At 66.7% G+C, this 12,656-nt stretch carries 17 protein-coding genes; 7 read left to right on the top strand and 10 right to left on the bottom strand.

The features are described from left to right. Positions 1–92: 92 nt before the first annotated feature. The 6 genes from PGN23_RS06815 to PGN23_RS06790 form a co-directional block, all read right to left on the bottom strand. Positions 93–596, bottom strand: coding sequence for a hypothetical protein (locus PGN23_RS06815; RefSeq protein WP_335302152.1), 504 nt, complete (start codon positions 594–596; stop codon positions 93–95). Then, positions 596–1,054 carry an XRE family transcriptional regulator gene (locus PGN23_RS06810; RefSeq protein ID WP_335302151.1) on the bottom strand — a complete coding sequence of 153 codons (459 nt, stop codon included), beginning with the start codon at positions 1,052–1,054 and terminating at the stop codon, positions 596–598. The genes PGN23_RS06815 and PGN23_RS06810 overlap by 1 nt, the downstream gene beginning before the upstream one ends. 28 nt (positions 1,055–1,082) lie before the next feature. Beyond that, on the bottom strand, positions 1,083–1,427 hold the full coding sequence (locus PGN23_RS06805) for a hypothetical protein (RefSeq protein WP_335302150.1): 345 nt from the start codon (positions 1,425–1,427) through the stop codon (positions 1,083–1,085). A 131-nt stretch (positions 1,428–1,558) separates the two neighbouring features. After that, positions 1,559–2,506, bottom strand: coding sequence for a TIR domain-containing protein (locus PGN23_RS06800; RefSeq protein WP_335302149.1), 948 nt, complete (start codon positions 2,504–2,506; stop codon positions 1,559–1,561). A gap of 10 nt (positions 2,507–2,516) precedes the next feature. Continuing rightward, positions 2,517–3,218 carry an E2 domain-containing protein gene (locus PGN23_RS06795; protein WP_335302148.1) on the bottom strand — a complete coding sequence of 234 codons (702 nt, stop codon included), beginning with the start codon at positions 3,216–3,218 and terminating at the stop codon, positions 2,517–2,519. A 14-nt stretch (positions 3,219–3,232) separates the two neighbouring features. Further along, positions 3,233–4,774: a hypothetical protein gene (locus PGN23_RS06790; RefSeq protein WP_335302147.1), complete on the bottom strand. Its 1,542-nt coding sequence runs from the start codon at positions 4,772–4,774 to the stop codon at positions 3,233–3,235. Between the two features lie 95 nt (positions 4,775–4,869). Between PGN23_RS06790 and PGN23_RS06785 the strand changes: the two genes are divergently transcribed. The 5 genes from PGN23_RS06785 (at position 4,870) to PGN23_RS06765 (ending at position 7,922) form a co-directional block, all read left to right on the top strand. Then, positions 4,870–5,139 carry a hypothetical protein gene (locus PGN23_RS06785; protein ID WP_335302146.1) on the top strand — a complete coding sequence of 90 codons (270 nt, stop codon included), beginning with the start codon at positions 4,870–4,872 and terminating at the stop codon, positions 5,137–5,139. A gap of 321 nt (positions 5,140–5,460) precedes the next feature. Next, on the top strand, positions 5,461–5,691 hold the full coding sequence (locus PGN23_RS06780; RefSeq protein WP_335302145.1) for a hypothetical protein: 231 nt from the start codon (positions 5,461–5,463) through the stop codon (positions 5,689–5,691). Next, the gene (locus tag PGN23_RS06775; protein ID WP_335302144.1) at positions 5,688–6,359 is read left to right on the top strand and encodes an HAD family hydrolase; all 672 of its coding nucleotides are present in this window, start codon (positions 5,688–5,690) and stop codon (positions 6,357–6,359) included. Before PGN23_RS06780 ends, PGN23_RS06775 begins: the two co-directional genes overlap by 4 nt. Continuing rightward, positions 6,343–7,431, top strand: a complete 1,089-nt coding sequence (locus PGN23_RS06770; protein ID WP_335302143.1) for an SPL family radical SAM protein — start codon at positions 6,343–6,345, stop codon at positions 7,429–7,431. The genes PGN23_RS06775 and PGN23_RS06770 overlap by 17 nt, the downstream gene beginning before the upstream one ends. Next, positions 7,428–7,922 (top strand): metallophosphoesterase family protein, encoded by a 495-nt coding sequence (locus tag PGN23_RS06765; RefSeq protein WP_335302142.1) that lies wholly within the window; start codon positions 7,428–7,430, stop codon positions 7,920–7,922. The genes PGN23_RS06770 and PGN23_RS06765 overlap by 4 nt, the downstream gene beginning before the upstream one ends. A 58-nt stretch (positions 7,923–7,980) precedes the next feature. On the opposite strand, the gene PGN23_RS06760 is transcribed toward PGN23_RS06765, so the two are convergent. Together PGN23_RS06760 and PGN23_RS06755 are read right to left on the bottom strand one after the other, a co-directional pair. Next, positions 7,981–8,172, bottom strand: coding sequence for a DUF6771 family protein (locus PGN23_RS06760; RefSeq protein ID WP_335304538.1), 192 nt, complete (start codon positions 8,170–8,172; stop codon positions 7,981–7,983). A 98-nt stretch (positions 8,173–8,270) separates the two neighbouring features. Beyond that, positions 8,271–8,591 carry a hypothetical protein gene (locus tag PGN23_RS06755; RefSeq protein WP_335302141.1) on the bottom strand — a complete coding sequence of 107 codons (321 nt, stop codon included), beginning with the start codon at positions 8,589–8,591 and terminating at the stop codon, positions 8,271–8,273. Positions 8,592–8,971: 380 nt separating this feature from the next. On the opposite strand from PGN23_RS06755, the gene PGN23_RS06750 reads away from it, so the two are divergent. Together PGN23_RS06750 and PGN23_RS06745 are read left to right on the top strand one after the other, a co-directional pair. Then, positions 8,972–9,529, top strand: a complete 558-nt coding sequence (locus PGN23_RS06750; RefSeq protein ID WP_335302140.1) for a hypothetical protein — start codon at positions 8,972–8,974, stop codon at positions 9,527–9,529. Beyond that, positions 9,526–10,026, top strand: coding sequence for a hypothetical protein (locus PGN23_RS06745; protein ID WP_335302139.1), 501 nt, complete (start codon positions 9,526–9,528; stop codon positions 10,024–10,026). The genes PGN23_RS06750 and PGN23_RS06745 overlap by 4 nt, the downstream gene beginning before the upstream one ends. Before the next feature lie 24 nt (positions 10,027–10,050). On the opposite strand, the gene PGN23_RS06740 is transcribed toward PGN23_RS06745, so the two are convergent. After that, entirely contained in the window at positions 10,051–10,614 is a 564-nt protein-coding gene (locus tag PGN23_RS06740; RefSeq protein WP_335302138.1) for a hypothetical protein, read from the bottom strand. A gap of 35 nt (positions 10,615–10,649) precedes the next feature. Further along, positions 10,650–11,954: a DNA modification methylase gene (locus PGN23_RS06735; protein WP_335302137.1), complete on the bottom strand. Its 1,305-nt coding sequence runs from the start codon at positions 11,952–11,954 to the stop codon at positions 10,650–10,652. Between the last annotated feature and the right edge of the window lie 702 nt (positions 11,955–12,656).

Below are 12,656 nucleotides of genomic sequence, written 5' to 3'. Positions count from 1 at the left end.
GGATGCATGACGGCTTTTCCGCTGGCCCTCGGTCTGATCGATGCGCCATGACTGCCGAACCGGCCGACGCGCTTTGGTGCGCGCGTCGAGGGCTAGGTCTCCTTCATCCCCTTCACCAGGTGCGTGTCCGACAGCTCGGCGGCTGACTTCACGCTTCGCGGCGCGAGGCTGATGATGGGCAGCGGCGGCATCTGCACCGCGGACTGCGCGGCGAGCTGCGCGACGGTCGCCCGAAAGTAGGGATAGACGACCACCTTGCCGACCCGCTCTACGAACAGTTCGCCGATCTCGGGCTCGCACCCGCCGTGCACGCGGTAGCTGACCAAGTAGCGCGCGCTGCAGGACATCACGCGCTTGCGGCGATGCCGGCATGTGAGCTCGAAGAGGAACGACCCGTAGAGTCGGCCGGTCTCGGCATCCGCGAACACCTCCACCGGCTCCGCTCTCACGTCTTTGCGCCATGCGTCGGGCTGGGTCGTCAGCGCCTCCGGCTTGATGTCGAACTTCGCGTCGGTCAGCCTGATGTTGGTCAGCGTGGCTCGGCCGACCAGCGCGTTGTAGGTGGCGGCGTCGACCGCGTTGGCGTCGCGTGGCATCAAGCCGCGTTCCTCAGCCTGTCCGCGGCGTCCTCGGCGGCGGCCCAGTCTATCCAGTCCTGCGTCCGGCCGCGTCTCACGCCGGGCTCGACCACGATCTCGGTGGCCTCTTGGCCCGCGTATATCTCCTCGCCACGTGCGGCGAAGGTCCAAGCGGGCTGCTCCGTGTCGACCACCACCTGGTCGAGCATCTCGTCGAGCTCGCGGCGGGGCATCAGAACGACCTCCTCGCCCAGCCTGTGAAAGACTCGCGCGAGCGTCCTGATCGTCAGGTTCAGCGCGTCGTCGCCCAGCAGCTGGCTCACCCGCGCCTCGCTGACCTCGAGCTTGCGGGCGAGGTCCCGGTATTTCAGGCCCTGCCGGTTGAGCTGCCGCTGGATCGTGGTCTGCGCCATGTATAGCAGCCGCTCCTCGGCGAGCCGCTCCTCGCGGGCCGGGTCGGAAATGTTCTCCGCCATGTCGCTCTCCGTTCTCTTTGTCAGTTTCTTAGTCCTCGTCACGTAGCTTCAGTCTTCCCTGCCGCTCGTCGGGCGGCTTCCCGCGGCGCCGGGGCGTGGCCGGTCGCTCCTCGGCCGGGTCGACCGCGATCGAACGCACGAACAGGTGCCGCCGTCCCTCGATCGTCGATACGGTGCCCCGGATCACGGTGCCGCGCGCCTCGAGCGAGGCCACCGCCCCGCCGGGCTCGACGCTGGCCTGGTCCCACCGGAGCCTCGGCCGCGGCATGTCGGCCTCGCCACGTTGGGCCAGATGCTCCAGCTTGACGGTTAGGCGCTCGTTGGCGGCGGCGGGTACCAACGTGCGGAACCGGTCCCACAGGTCGTCGTCCATGACCACGACCCAGCAGGGGCCGGAGAAGCGCGCGGCCGAGAATCCCGTCAGGGGTATGTGCGCGCCCATCGCCTCACCTCGGGCTTAACCTAGTCCTTGAGTTCGCGTGCCGTCCAGCGCCGATTTCGATCTCAGGAACCCGGTTGCAGCTTCGAGCGCACGCCGCGTCGCGCGATGTGCCGGCGCAGCCGCTCGACGACGGGCGCGACGGCGGTCTCCAGACCCTTGCGGCCCCGCGCCTGCCGATATCCGATCGGCGTCAGGCCCTTGAAGTCCGACGGCATCTCCACCTCGGCATCCTCCGGCACTAGCAGGATCGTGCGGTGCCGGTCGAGGATGGACATGAACCAGCCGAGCTCGAACACGACGTTGTCTCGCGGCACCACCGCGTCGCGCCCGCGCGACCGCCGCAGGTCGTCCGGATGGGCAAGCGCGATGCCGTAGTCGGCAAGCGCGACCTCGCGCTTGAGGTTCTCCAGCGGATAGGCCCCCGGCGGGAAGATCTCCTCGTCGCTCCAGAGGACCGCGTCGGTGAGCCCGGCGGCGGCCAGGCCGTCCCTGATCGCTTCCGCGATCGGCAGCCCCTCGGTCGACGAAATCATGAAGATCCTGGGCTCCTTGTTCGTCGCGTCGACGAACTGGTTGCGCTGCTCGATCTTGCGGGTGAGCTCGACCGCCATCAGCCGCCACATCTCGCGGCTCTCCGAGCCGATGCGGAGCAGGTCGCGGTGCCCGACCTCTAGCGCAGCGACCGGCTCGGTCGCGTGGATCGTCGCGGTGCGCGGCAGCTCGGGGTTGATCGCCGACATCTCGCCGATCATGTCGTTCGCCTCGCGGCCATATGGGAACGGGCAGCCGTTGACGGTGATGCCGACCTTGCCCGCCAGGAGCAGGTAGGCGGTCCTGTCGTATCGCTGCTGGGCGATGATCGTGTCGCCCGCTTCGAAGCCGCGCAGCCTGCCGACGTCCGCGAGCGCCTGGGCGACCGCCTCGTCGTTCTGTACCACCCGCTGTCGCAGGATCGCCGACACCAGGTCGCCCCTGTCCTCGAAACGCTTGACAATGTCCGATTCTTCCATTTCCCTCTCCTCAGGCCGCCAGCGGGCAGCCGTCGACTCGTCCGCAGCACGCCAGGCCGTCCCGCCTCAGCGACTCGATGAAGCGGTCGCCCGCGGCGCGCCGCTCGCGTTCGGCCAGCACCAGCCTCTCCAGCGCGGCGCGCTGCGAGCAGCTGCGGCGCAGGACCGGCGCGCCGTCACGGCGCCGGCAGCCGCGCGGGCAGGGCGTGCGCGCGTTGACCAGGCCGCCGTGCTTCGCCGGCCGGGGCAGTTCCTCCGCGAGCCAGCCCCGGCCGTTCTCGATCGCGTCCGCATACTCTTCCGCCCACCCGCACTCCGCGGCGATCCGCTCGGCCTCGAGCTGCGACCCGGCCGCCGCGGCGCCGTGCGACAGCCAGCGCCCGGCGGGCCAGCGCCGGTGGCGCTCGGCGTACCGCTGGTTGCGCAGGTAGTCGCCGAGCCGGTTCCAGAACCGCTCCGCCTCGTTCGGATCGTCGAGCGTGTCCTCCTCGATGCCGAGGCAGAACGTGCCGCCATCAACGACGTGCAGCTCGGGGCAGCGTTCAGGGAGCCGCGTGCCGACGACCGTCTCGCCGACGGTGACGCCCCCCGGGACGCGGCGGATCGTCAGATCGATCGGCGCGTCGAGGTCGCCCGACGGCAGCGGCGCGGTCGCGATGACGCGGAGCGCGGCCCCGTCGTCGCCGACCGTCTGGACCCAGGGAGGTGTCACCGCCCCGACCACGCTCAGCAGCCGTAGGCGCGGGACAGCGGCGCGGCAGCGGCAGGCGAGGAGAGGATGGCGGGCGCGGCCGCCGCGGCGACCTTCGGCGCAACAGGCGTGCCTGCCGTGGCGACGTCGTCGTAGGTCAGGCCCGACGCGATCCGCGAGGGACCGAACAGTTTCCGGACGGGGACCGGGGCTCGGTCGTAGGCCGCCTCTCCGATCATCGTCTCGTCGCCGCCGCACTGCCGCTGGCAACGCTCGGAGCCGCGCGAGGCGAGGCTCGAGGCGGTGCGGACCGAGCGCTCGCCGCGGATGCCGATGCGCGTGACCGGCGTCCATCCGTACTCGAAGCCGATTGCCAACCCGAGGCGGTCAGCGTGCTCAACGATGCGCTGGCAGAGTTCAAACGACGACCGCAACGCCCCCGCGCACTGGGTGGCGAGCTCGATGGTCGCCTGCTCGTCGGTTTCGAAGGACGTACCCACGGCGAGCAGCCCGTGGATGCAGTCGCCGATGAACCGGACCTTTCGGCCGCCGAAGTCGCGCTGGAGCACGGCGTTAAACTCGGAGCGCAGGACATGGAGCAGCCTCACCGCGTCGGGCAGGCAGCCCGTCGCCATGCAGTGGTCGACGTATGCGGTGTAGCGGTCGAGGTCCGCGAACACCGAGGCCAGCGGCATGCGGACGCTGCGGCTGGGTGAGAGGGCGGCGTAGTCGATCCCGGACAGCGGCGGCGTGTGGCGGTGAAAGGTGAACGCCGATGGGGAGAGCGGCGTGACCTCGCCTCCCCGCTGGTCGCGCAGGAACTCTTCGAGGCGTGCGGCCGATCCCGACGCGCGGAAGCGCTCGGCCGCCGCGGCGACCAAGTAAGCGGGCACCTCCTGCGCGCGCTCAAGGTCGAGCGATCCGGCGGTTTGGAGGCCGAGCATCCGCCGCAGGCGGTCGGAGAGGTAGATCCCCTCGCGGTCGCCGTCCGCCAGCTTGGCGGCGTGGTTGGCCGCGGGGCCGATAAAGACCGGCTCGCGGTCATCGCTGCGACCGCTGTTGATCGCGATGCAGGTCCCTGCGTCGACACCGATCCTGAACCGCAGCGGGAAGCGCGATCCGTCGGGCAGGGTGCGATCGATCGCGCGCGCAAGGTCGGTCATGTCGCGCGCGATCGCCAGCGCGCGTGATAGGCGCGCGCCGAGCGACGCCTGGCCGGTGGGTTCGGTGACCACCGCGTGCATCCGCGCGCCGTGGAAGTCGACGCGCTGCGCGCCGATCGCCTGCACCGCACGGTCGCCGGATACATAGAGTAGGTTGAGGAACGCTAGCGCGCGCTTGTGGCTGGCCTCGGTCTCCTGACCGTTCTCAACGCGCACGTCGTCGTAGCTTATCGCGCGCACGTAGACGTGGACAGCATCGGGCACGACGACCGCTGCGCCGTCGGGCAGGTCATATAGCGCCGGGCTCTCCGCAGCTCGCACCCCCATGGTCTCGCGGAACTGCCTCTCCTTAGCGCGACGCGGCAGGTACTCCTCCTCCAACCGCTCAACCCGGATTCTTGGCGTGTTGCGCACGAAGCCCCTGATCCGCTCCTCCGCCCTGTCCCTCTTCCAAGCCATGTCCGCGCTCCAGCTGCATCCCGATTCGACACAGTTTGTAGCGAAGCGGCGTGCAGAAATATACCATTGAACTGAAGACACAAGTTAAGTTTCTCTCCTATGGCATGCGGTCACATAACGCGGACGAGTTGTGCAAGAACGCTATATGGAGCTACCCTTGTGCCACGGTCGGTTTAACGGGAGCAGCTGGCGGCAACGCGACTCCTTGTATGACAATCGTTGAAAATGTTCCGATCACCCGCCGGCGGCGGTTCAAACCCTTGCAAAAGCTGCGGGAACGGATCTTCGCTTATTGCAACCAGACGGCCAAAAGCGGATGAGCAGCTCTCCACCATGCACGGGCGTCTGAGCCCTGCCCCCCTGCCCGAACTAGCGTCCACTCCTCATGATTGGCGCCTGAAGGCGGCCAGGCCGCTTCCCACCACCGACGGGCGTCAGAGGCCCCTGCCCCGCCGGCTGAACGAACGTCCGCTTCTCCGAAATTACTGCTCGAAAGCGGCCATTCCGCTCTCCACCAGAAATGCCCGTATGTGGCCGGTCCGTTATGCGCCCGCGCGTTATTGCCGATGAGCGTAGTGATCCAAGTTAAGATGGGCCCCTCCTGCCGCGCCGTACGTTGTGGTCGGACAAGGAGAAGGACGATGACCGACACATCGCGCGAGGAAGAGCCCGGCTTCGAGGCCGACGTCAATGAGCTGCCGGAGGGCAACCAGGGACCCGAGGACTCGCTGGAGGACGATGCCCTGCCTCAGGATGAGGTAGCCGACGGCGACGAGGCGCCGGAGCAGGCCGCTGAGGAGCGCAAGGAAGGCGGCTACCAGCAAGCGACCACCTGCGGATCGGTCGACGCCCCGCCATGGAGATGCCATTGACGATCAAGGCCATCCTCTTCGACATCGACGGCACCCTCGTCGATTCCAACCCGCAGCACGTGGAGACGTGGGACATCGTCTTCCGGCGAGATGGGCTGACCTTCGACCGCCAGACCATCCACGATCAGATCGGCAAGGGCGCCGACATGCTGATCCCCGCGCTGGTGCCCGGGGCGGACGAGGCGCAGCGCGACCGGCTCGCCGCGGCACACGGCGCCTTGTTCAAGGAACGCTACCTTGACGTTGTGCGCCCCTTCCATGGCGCGCGCGATCTCCTCGCGACAGTCCATGCCGCGGGGCAGCAGGTCGTTCTCGCCTCGTCGGCCTCCAAAGACGAGCTCGATCACTATCTCGACCTGCTGAACGCGCGCGATCTTTTTGCGGCGACGACGAGCGCGGACGACGTCGAGCACACGAAACCCGCCCCCGATATCTTCGCGGTCGCGCTGACGAAGCTGGCATCGATCGAACCCGCCGAGGCCATCGCGGTTGGCGACACGCCCTATGACGTTGAGGCCGCGAAGCGCTGCGGCGTAGAGACGATCGCACTGCGCTCCGGCGGGTTCAGCGATGAGCAGCTGCGTGAAGCCGGCGCGCTGTGCCTCTATGACGATGTCGCCGCGCTGCTTGCCGGCTACTACCAGTCTCCGCTTGCTCGCCGCGGGTGATCCGGCGGCCCCCACGCCGCGGGCGTGGCGACCGCGCCGGCTGCTGGTGACGCGCGCCGCTCGCGGCTTCGCGCATGGCCGGGAGATCATGGCGCGCGCCGAACGACATGGGATCGACGTCATCGAACTTGCCGGCGATCGCGTGACGATACCCGGGAGCGACGATCCCCGGCGTGCTTATGCCGAGGCCAAAGCGACGCTCGCGGTGGTCGTAGCCCCGCCCTCCAAGCGTCGGCTGCAGCCTATCGCCCCCAGCGCCGACTGGCGGGTCGACCTCGCCGAGGGATGCCCGGCGCATTGCAGTTATTGCTATCTTGCCGGCTCGCTCAAGGGACCGCCGGTCACGCGCGTGTACGCCAACCTCGACGAGATCCTGGATGCCCTGCCCGCCTATCTCAATCGCGGCACCATCACCTCGCGTGACGACACGCGAGCGCACGAGGGCACGACGTTTGAGGCGTCCTGCTATACCGATCCGCTGGCGATCGAGCCGCTGACAGGTTCGCTCTCGGCCACGATCGCATGGTTCGGCCGCTGGCAGGCGTCGGCGCAGCTGCGCTTCACCACCAAGTTCGACGACGTGGCGCCGTTGCTGGCGATCGATCACCAGCGCCGCACCCGCATGCGCGCCTCGATCAATCCGCCCGCCTATGCGCGGTTCGAGGGCGGCACCGCCGCCGTTGCGGACCGTCTGCGCGCGCTGCGGCGCGTGGCCGACGCCGGCTATCCGATCGGACTGACCATCGCCCCGATCATCGCGGCGGACGGATGGGAGGACGCCTATGGTGCGCTGATCGACGACGCCGCCGCGCAGCTGTCCGGCGTGCCACAGGTGGACCTGACGGTGGAGCTCATCACGCATCGCTTCACCGCGGGGTCGAAGGCCGTGCTCGACAGTTGGTATCCCGGGTCCGCCCTCGACATGAGCGGGACGAACCGCACGACGAAGCGGACGAAGTTCGGCACCGAGAAGCAGGTGTACGACGCTTTGACGATGCGGCGCCTGCGCTCCTTCTTCGAAGCGCGCATCGCAGCGGCGCTGCCGACCGCCCGGGTGCTCTACTGGACATGACCGTCTTCTTCACCGCGGATACGCATTTCGGGGATCACCGGACGATCAACATCTGGCGACGCCCCTTCCCCGATACGGCGACGATGGACGCACTGCTGATCGAGCGCTGGAACGCCGTCGTCACCGACGATGACGAGGTCTGGCATCTGGGCGACGTCGCCCGGCGCCCAAGCGATGTGCCGAGCCTGCTCGAACGGCTGCGTGGCACCAAGCATCTGATCCGCGGAAATAACGACCCCGACGGGACGCTCGCCGCGGCGGGTTGGGCCAGTGTCGGCGACTATGCCGAGCTTGATCTTGAGGGGCGCAGGCTGATCCTGTGCCACTACGCCTTTCGCGCTTGGAATGGACAGCATCGTGGCGCGATCAACCTGCATGGCCATAGCCACGGCCGCCTGAAGCCCATGCCGCAACAATTCGACGTCGGGGTGGACGCCCAGTCGTTCAGCCCCGTTACACTCGACCAGCTTTTGGCGAGGGCAGCACGATGACGCGCTGATTCGTACGCGCTTGCTGAAGGCAGGAGCTAATGTTTGGGCGCGGCATGCCTCAAAGCGGCAGCGGCAGCTGATCCGTGTCGACTGGAGCAGGCGGGACGAGCCGTCGGCAAATGGTCATGGCAAGTTCCTGAGCAGCCTGCTCGCGCAGGCGTAGCACGGGAGCCGTGAGGCCGATGCGCGCCCATCCGGCGCTATCGAGTAGCAAGGCGCGAGCGATTTGCTGAGGATCAAGTAGCTCCATACCACATGAGAACAAATGCAGTACGATTCGGCAAGGTAAAATCGGAACGGTTGGCATCCGCCCTCTGGTACCTCAGGCTCAAGCCAACGCTGTCTTGTTCACACCCCAAAAAAGCGCTTTTGTAGGATTGCTGACGATCCAGCGGCAGCGATCGACCAGATCAGCGCCTGGAATCCGACGCCGAACAGGACGATCGTACAGGCCCAGAAGGCGGGGCTGCCGAATGCCTCACTGGCGTTAGCGTCGACCAGCGTCATGAAGTCGGGCGCGAACTTCGCAAAGACGTAGCCGAAGTAGGCGGCCTCCAGCGCCGCCACACAGGCGAGCAGCAGCACGATGCCGCTGGGCACGTCATCCCACGACTTGCGCTGGCGTACACGCAGGCGGCCGAGAAGCTTCTTCAGCCTTATCATCAGCATATCCGTCTCCCTAGCCGTCGGCATCACGATGCGCGCTCAGGCGGTAGCGTACATCGTTCCTGAGCCGCCCGCACTCATCTCACGCTTTGCGGCCTCGATCCGTCGAATTGACTTGCCTGCGCGCGCTTCCGGAGCAAATTGGACCCGCTCCCTTTGAAAGCCAGGGGGCGGGGCGTGGAAACCCCTTTCTCGCATGCTCGGTCACGACGTTTGTCGGGGCCGGGTGGCATGCGCGCATGTCCAGCCGGCAACGGTAAAGGCGCATGCGCCTGCTCGCGAGACAGGTTTCCAACATCCGGCTTCGGGCCGTCGCTCCGAGAGGACATAGGTGCGACGAACGAGGTCAAGGCGATCGCTGCACCTGCAACAAGGGGTGTGAGATGCGATTGCTGATCCAACGAATGCTAGCGGCCATGGCCTTCGCCGGCGCGCTAACGCCACCCACAGCATCCGCCGAAAAGCTCGGCGCATGGGATATCGAGGAAACGGTAACGCCGCTGACCGGCGCCACCTCGATAGCGGCGGTACTCGCCTCCACGCAGCCGCTCATCAACTCCGTTGGTGCCGCCGCACCGGCGGGCCTGGTCCTGCGCTGCCGCGATGGACAGCTGGTCGCCTATGTCAGCTGGGTCCAAGTGCTCTCCACCATCAGCGCGCTTTTCACCAGCCAGACTCAGACGCTGGTGCTGTGGCGCACCGACCAGCGCGCCATCAGCGCCAATTACTGGCAGGTCGACAACGCCTTCATCGCTGCGGGCATGTTCGGCACCAAGCCGGCGGTCAAGTTCATCGAGAAGCTGACCGGCGCCAAGCAGCTTGTCGTGCGGATGTCGAGCAGCACCAGCACGCAGGATGCGGTGTTCGACCTCGGCGACGTGACCACGGTCGCAGAGCGCGTCAGCAAGCCCTGCGGCGTCACCTGGACGCGCCACCCATGACCGCGCTTACTGCACCTGCGGGCGAGATCGCCGCCTTCGACACACAGCGCACCGGCCGCATGGGCGAGCTGGTCGTCGAGCTTGAGCTGCTGCGCAGGGGATGGATCACCGGTAACTTCAACCACAGCACGATGAACAGCGCCGGCTGGGACCTGTTCGCCACACGCGGTGACCGCTCGGTGCGGTTGCGGGTCAAAGCCAAGCGTGCTGGCGTCGCCAACTTCCGCTGGTCGGCCAAGGCCGATGGCACGGTCTTCCTTGGCCATCATGGTGCCGATGACGACTTCGTCATCGCGGTCAGCTTCGAAGCCGACGGATCGCATGTCGCCTACGTCGTGCCGACCGGCATCGTCGCCGAGGCGCTGGAGGCGGAGCATCAGCGCTGGCTTGCGGGCCCCAAGCGTGGTGGTGGATCACGAAAGGATACGCCGATGCGGAGCATCTATATTGACGACCGCGAGGATGGTGCCCCGTCGCACGGCTTCGCCACGCGCTAGGCCTCCTATCGCGACGCCTGGTCGCTACTGGAAACGGCGAATGTTGCGCTTTGATTCAGCCTCCTTCCGCGCCAGACGCTTCGTTTCCGCACGCTCTTCCCAGGCGATGCGATCGGGATCGTCCGGCTCCAACTTCTCGTAGAATTGCTTCTCCGCGATATCGTCCAGCAAATCGATGATTTCCTTCGACATTCTCTCCTTCTCCGCCAGCTCCGCCGCTTCCTCGGCGAGTTCCTCTGGCGACTTGCCGATGATCACCTGCCCGCGGTGACGCGCCTCATCCAGAACGAGCTTCGCCGACCTGACATCGCCCGCAAGCCCCTTCTGCGTGTGCACCAACATCAGCGCGGTTTCCGCGTCGATCTCCGTCAGCTTTCCGTTCAGAACCGTCTGCGTCGGCTGGCTCAATGCGGTCTTCACGGCGTCAAGCTTCCGACCGGGCTTGCCCTTGCAACCCCATGGGTTGCGCGTCTCACCGGGCTTGATCGTGTGTTCACGTGGCGGGAGGCAGTAACCCTTGGTCGCACCGGGCTTGGGCTGCTTCTTGCGCTCCCAAGGGCGCTTCGTCGGATCGTCTTTGTCGGACATGATATGTCTCCTGATGGATGGTGAAGCGCGGGGGTTCAGGCGGCGGCGACGCGCTCGGCGCTGACCTCAGCGAAGGTGCGGGCGTCCGCTTCGAGCGTTGCCTCCTCGCCGGACCATGCCTGCCACCGGCGCACGATGAGGTCGGCGTAGAGCGGATCGAGCTCGATGCCGTAACAGGTGCGTCCGACCTTCTCGGCCGCGATCAGCGTCGTGCCAGACCCCAGGAAGGCGTCGATGACGATGTCGCCGCGCCTGGTGCAGTCCAGCAGCGCGTCGGCGACCATCCGCACGCTTTTGGGCGTGGGATGGTGCTTCAGCATGTCGCCTTCGTCACTTCCCGTGCTCGCAGTCTTGGCGGACGGGTAGCGCCAGACGTTCGAGCGGTTTCGGCCGTGCCGCCCACCCTGGACGTTGTTGCGATACTTGCCCTTGCCGTGCCTGAAGATGAGCACGAGCTCATGCTGGGAGCGCAGGAACGACCCCTGTCCGGGTCGGTCCTTCACCCACACCGCCAGATTGAGCAGCGGCCCCAGCAGCGGCTCCGCGGCCTGCAGTAGGAGGTGCAGGCTGCGCCAGTCGATCACCAGCTCCACGACCGCGCCGGACTTCAGGTGCGAGCGCATGTTGGTGATGAAGCTGGTGAAGAAGCCGCGCAGCTCGTCCGGGGCCATATCGCCCGACCCCATCACGAACTCGCGGTGGCGGCCCTCGCCGGCGACGAAGCCGTCGATGGGGCATCCGAAGGGCGGGTCGGAGAAGACCGCTGCAGCACTCGCCCCCTGCATCAACGTGTCGAAGGTCGCTGCATCGGTGGAGTCGCCGCAGATGAGGCGGTGCTTGCCCATGCGCCACACGTCGCCCACGCAGCTGATGGGCACTTCCGAGCTCAGTTCGTCGAGATCCTCCTGCTCGGTCTCCTCGTCCGCCGCCGTCTCCTTATCGGCGGCAAGCATGAAGTCCATCGCGCCGACCTCGAACCCGATCTGCTCGGGCCGATAGTCGGGCACCTCGACCTCGAAGCGCAGGTTCAGCTCGACCAGCTTCGCCCGGTCCCATTCGCCGAGCTCACCCAACCGCTGATACCCGACGGCGAGCATATCCGCCTGTGCTGCGGTCAGATCGTCGATGCGGATCACAGGCACCGTCTCGATGCCCAGCCGGAGCGCTGCCTGGAGCAGCACGTCGCCGACCTTGACGACATTGTCCTTGACCAGGAGCGGCAGTCGCACACCTTGCGCTGCCACGATCTGCCGGGCGGCATTCTCGTCAAGCTTGCTGAAGCGACGTGCGCTGTCGCCGTTCGCCACGAGCGTGGCGGTCGCCACATGCTCGATCTGCATCGAATTATGATGGACCGGTGCGAGAGGCCCCTCTCGCACCGTGCCGTTACGTCGTCTTGCTATTGTCACGATCTAAGCTCCGCTGTTTGCTGGAGCTCGGCTATTGGGCAGCTAAAATGGCTAGAAAAAACCCCTAAAATGCCTCTGCCGACGTGATCACGCGTTTTAGTCTCCGAACATGATGGCCAAGCTGCGGAGGGTTTCGTTCTCCGCTGGGTTGGCACTGTCCACGGGCTCAAGCGCGCCATCGCTGGAGAGGCTGATCGTCTTCAGCTTCCCATGTCTTAGTCCAGGTACCCGCGGGCTTAGGCCCAACTTCTTCCGGGCCTCTCGATGCCGCGCGCGTAGCGCGTCACCGGTTAGCGTCCGTCGCGTCCCGTCTTCGCTCACGTAACGAGAGACGAACGCCATCCGAGGATTGTCCGTCAGCGCGCGGACGCTCAATCCCTCTGCACGGCGCCGCGTCTCGACGTAGTAAAAGACCTCCAGGTGATCGTAAATCCGGGGGCGGCCCGGGCCGGGTGTGTCCTGTTCCATTATTCGCTCCATCTTGGTTTGAACGATGGCGTTTCGGCCCTCGGCTACCGATCCGCCGCCCCGAGGATCATTGAAGTTGCTCTGTCGCGCAAGCTATGTTTGCGACCAGACGAGACGGGTTCCCGTCTACCAGCTTTGTCACTCCCATCTGTCTGCAGGCGTCCG

Source organism: Sphingomonas adhaesiva (genome assembly GCF_036946125.1).
Classification (GTDB): domain Bacteria; phylum Pseudomonadota; class Alphaproteobacteria; order Sphingomonadales; family Sphingomonadaceae; genus Sphingomonas; species Sphingomonas adhaesiva_A.
Note: the sequence above shows the minus strand (reverse complement) of the source record. Positions and strands in the feature narration are given on the sequence as shown.

Excerpts from the sequence above, each read along its gene's own strand:
- PGN23_RS06815 (WP_335302152.1), bottom strand. The coding sequence starts at position 596 with ATGCCACGCGACGCCAACGCGGTCGACGCCGCCACCTACAACGCGCTG.
- PGN23_RS06810 (WP_335302151.1), bottom strand. The coding sequence starts at position 1,054 with ATGGCGGAGAACATTTCCGACCCGGCCCGCGAGGAGCGGCTCGCCGAG.
- PGN23_RS06805 (WP_335302150.1), bottom strand. The coding sequence starts at position 1,427 with ATGGACGACGACCTGTGGGACCGGTTCCGCACGTTGGTACCCGCCGCC.
- PGN23_RS06800 (WP_335302149.1), bottom strand. The coding sequence starts at position 2,506 with ATGGAAGAATCGGACATTGTCAAGCGTTTCGAGGACAGGGGCGACCTG.
- PGN23_RS06780 (WP_335302145.1), top strand. The coding sequence starts at position 5,461 with ATGACCGACACATCGCGCGAGGAAGAGCCCGGCTTCGAGGCCGACGTC.
- PGN23_RS06765 (WP_335302142.1), top strand. The coding sequence starts at position 7,428 with ATGACCGTCTTCTTCACCGCGGATACGCATTTCGGGGATCACCGGACG.
- PGN23_RS06760 (WP_335304538.1), bottom strand. The coding sequence starts at position 8,172 with ATGGAGCTACTTGATCCTCAGCAAATCGCTCGCGCCTTGCTACTCGAT.
- PGN23_RS06755 (WP_335302141.1), bottom strand. The coding sequence starts at position 8,591 with ATGCTGATGATAAGGCTGAAGAAGCTTCTCGGCCGCCTGCGTGTACGC.
- PGN23_RS06750 (WP_335302140.1), top strand. The coding sequence starts at position 8,972 with ATGCGATTGCTGATCCAACGAATGCTAGCGGCCATGGCCTTCGCCGGC.
- PGN23_RS06745 (WP_335302139.1), top strand. The coding sequence starts at position 9,526 with ATGACCGCGCTTACTGCACCTGCGGGCGAGATCGCCGCCTTCGACACA.
- PGN23_RS06740 (WP_335302138.1), bottom strand. The coding sequence starts at position 10,614 with ATGTCCGACAAAGACGATCCGACGAAGCGCCCTTGGGAGCGCAAGAAG.
- PGN23_RS06735 (WP_335302137.1), bottom strand. The coding sequence starts at position 11,954 with ATGCAGATCGAGCATGTGGCGACCGCCACGCTCGTGGCGAACGGCGAC.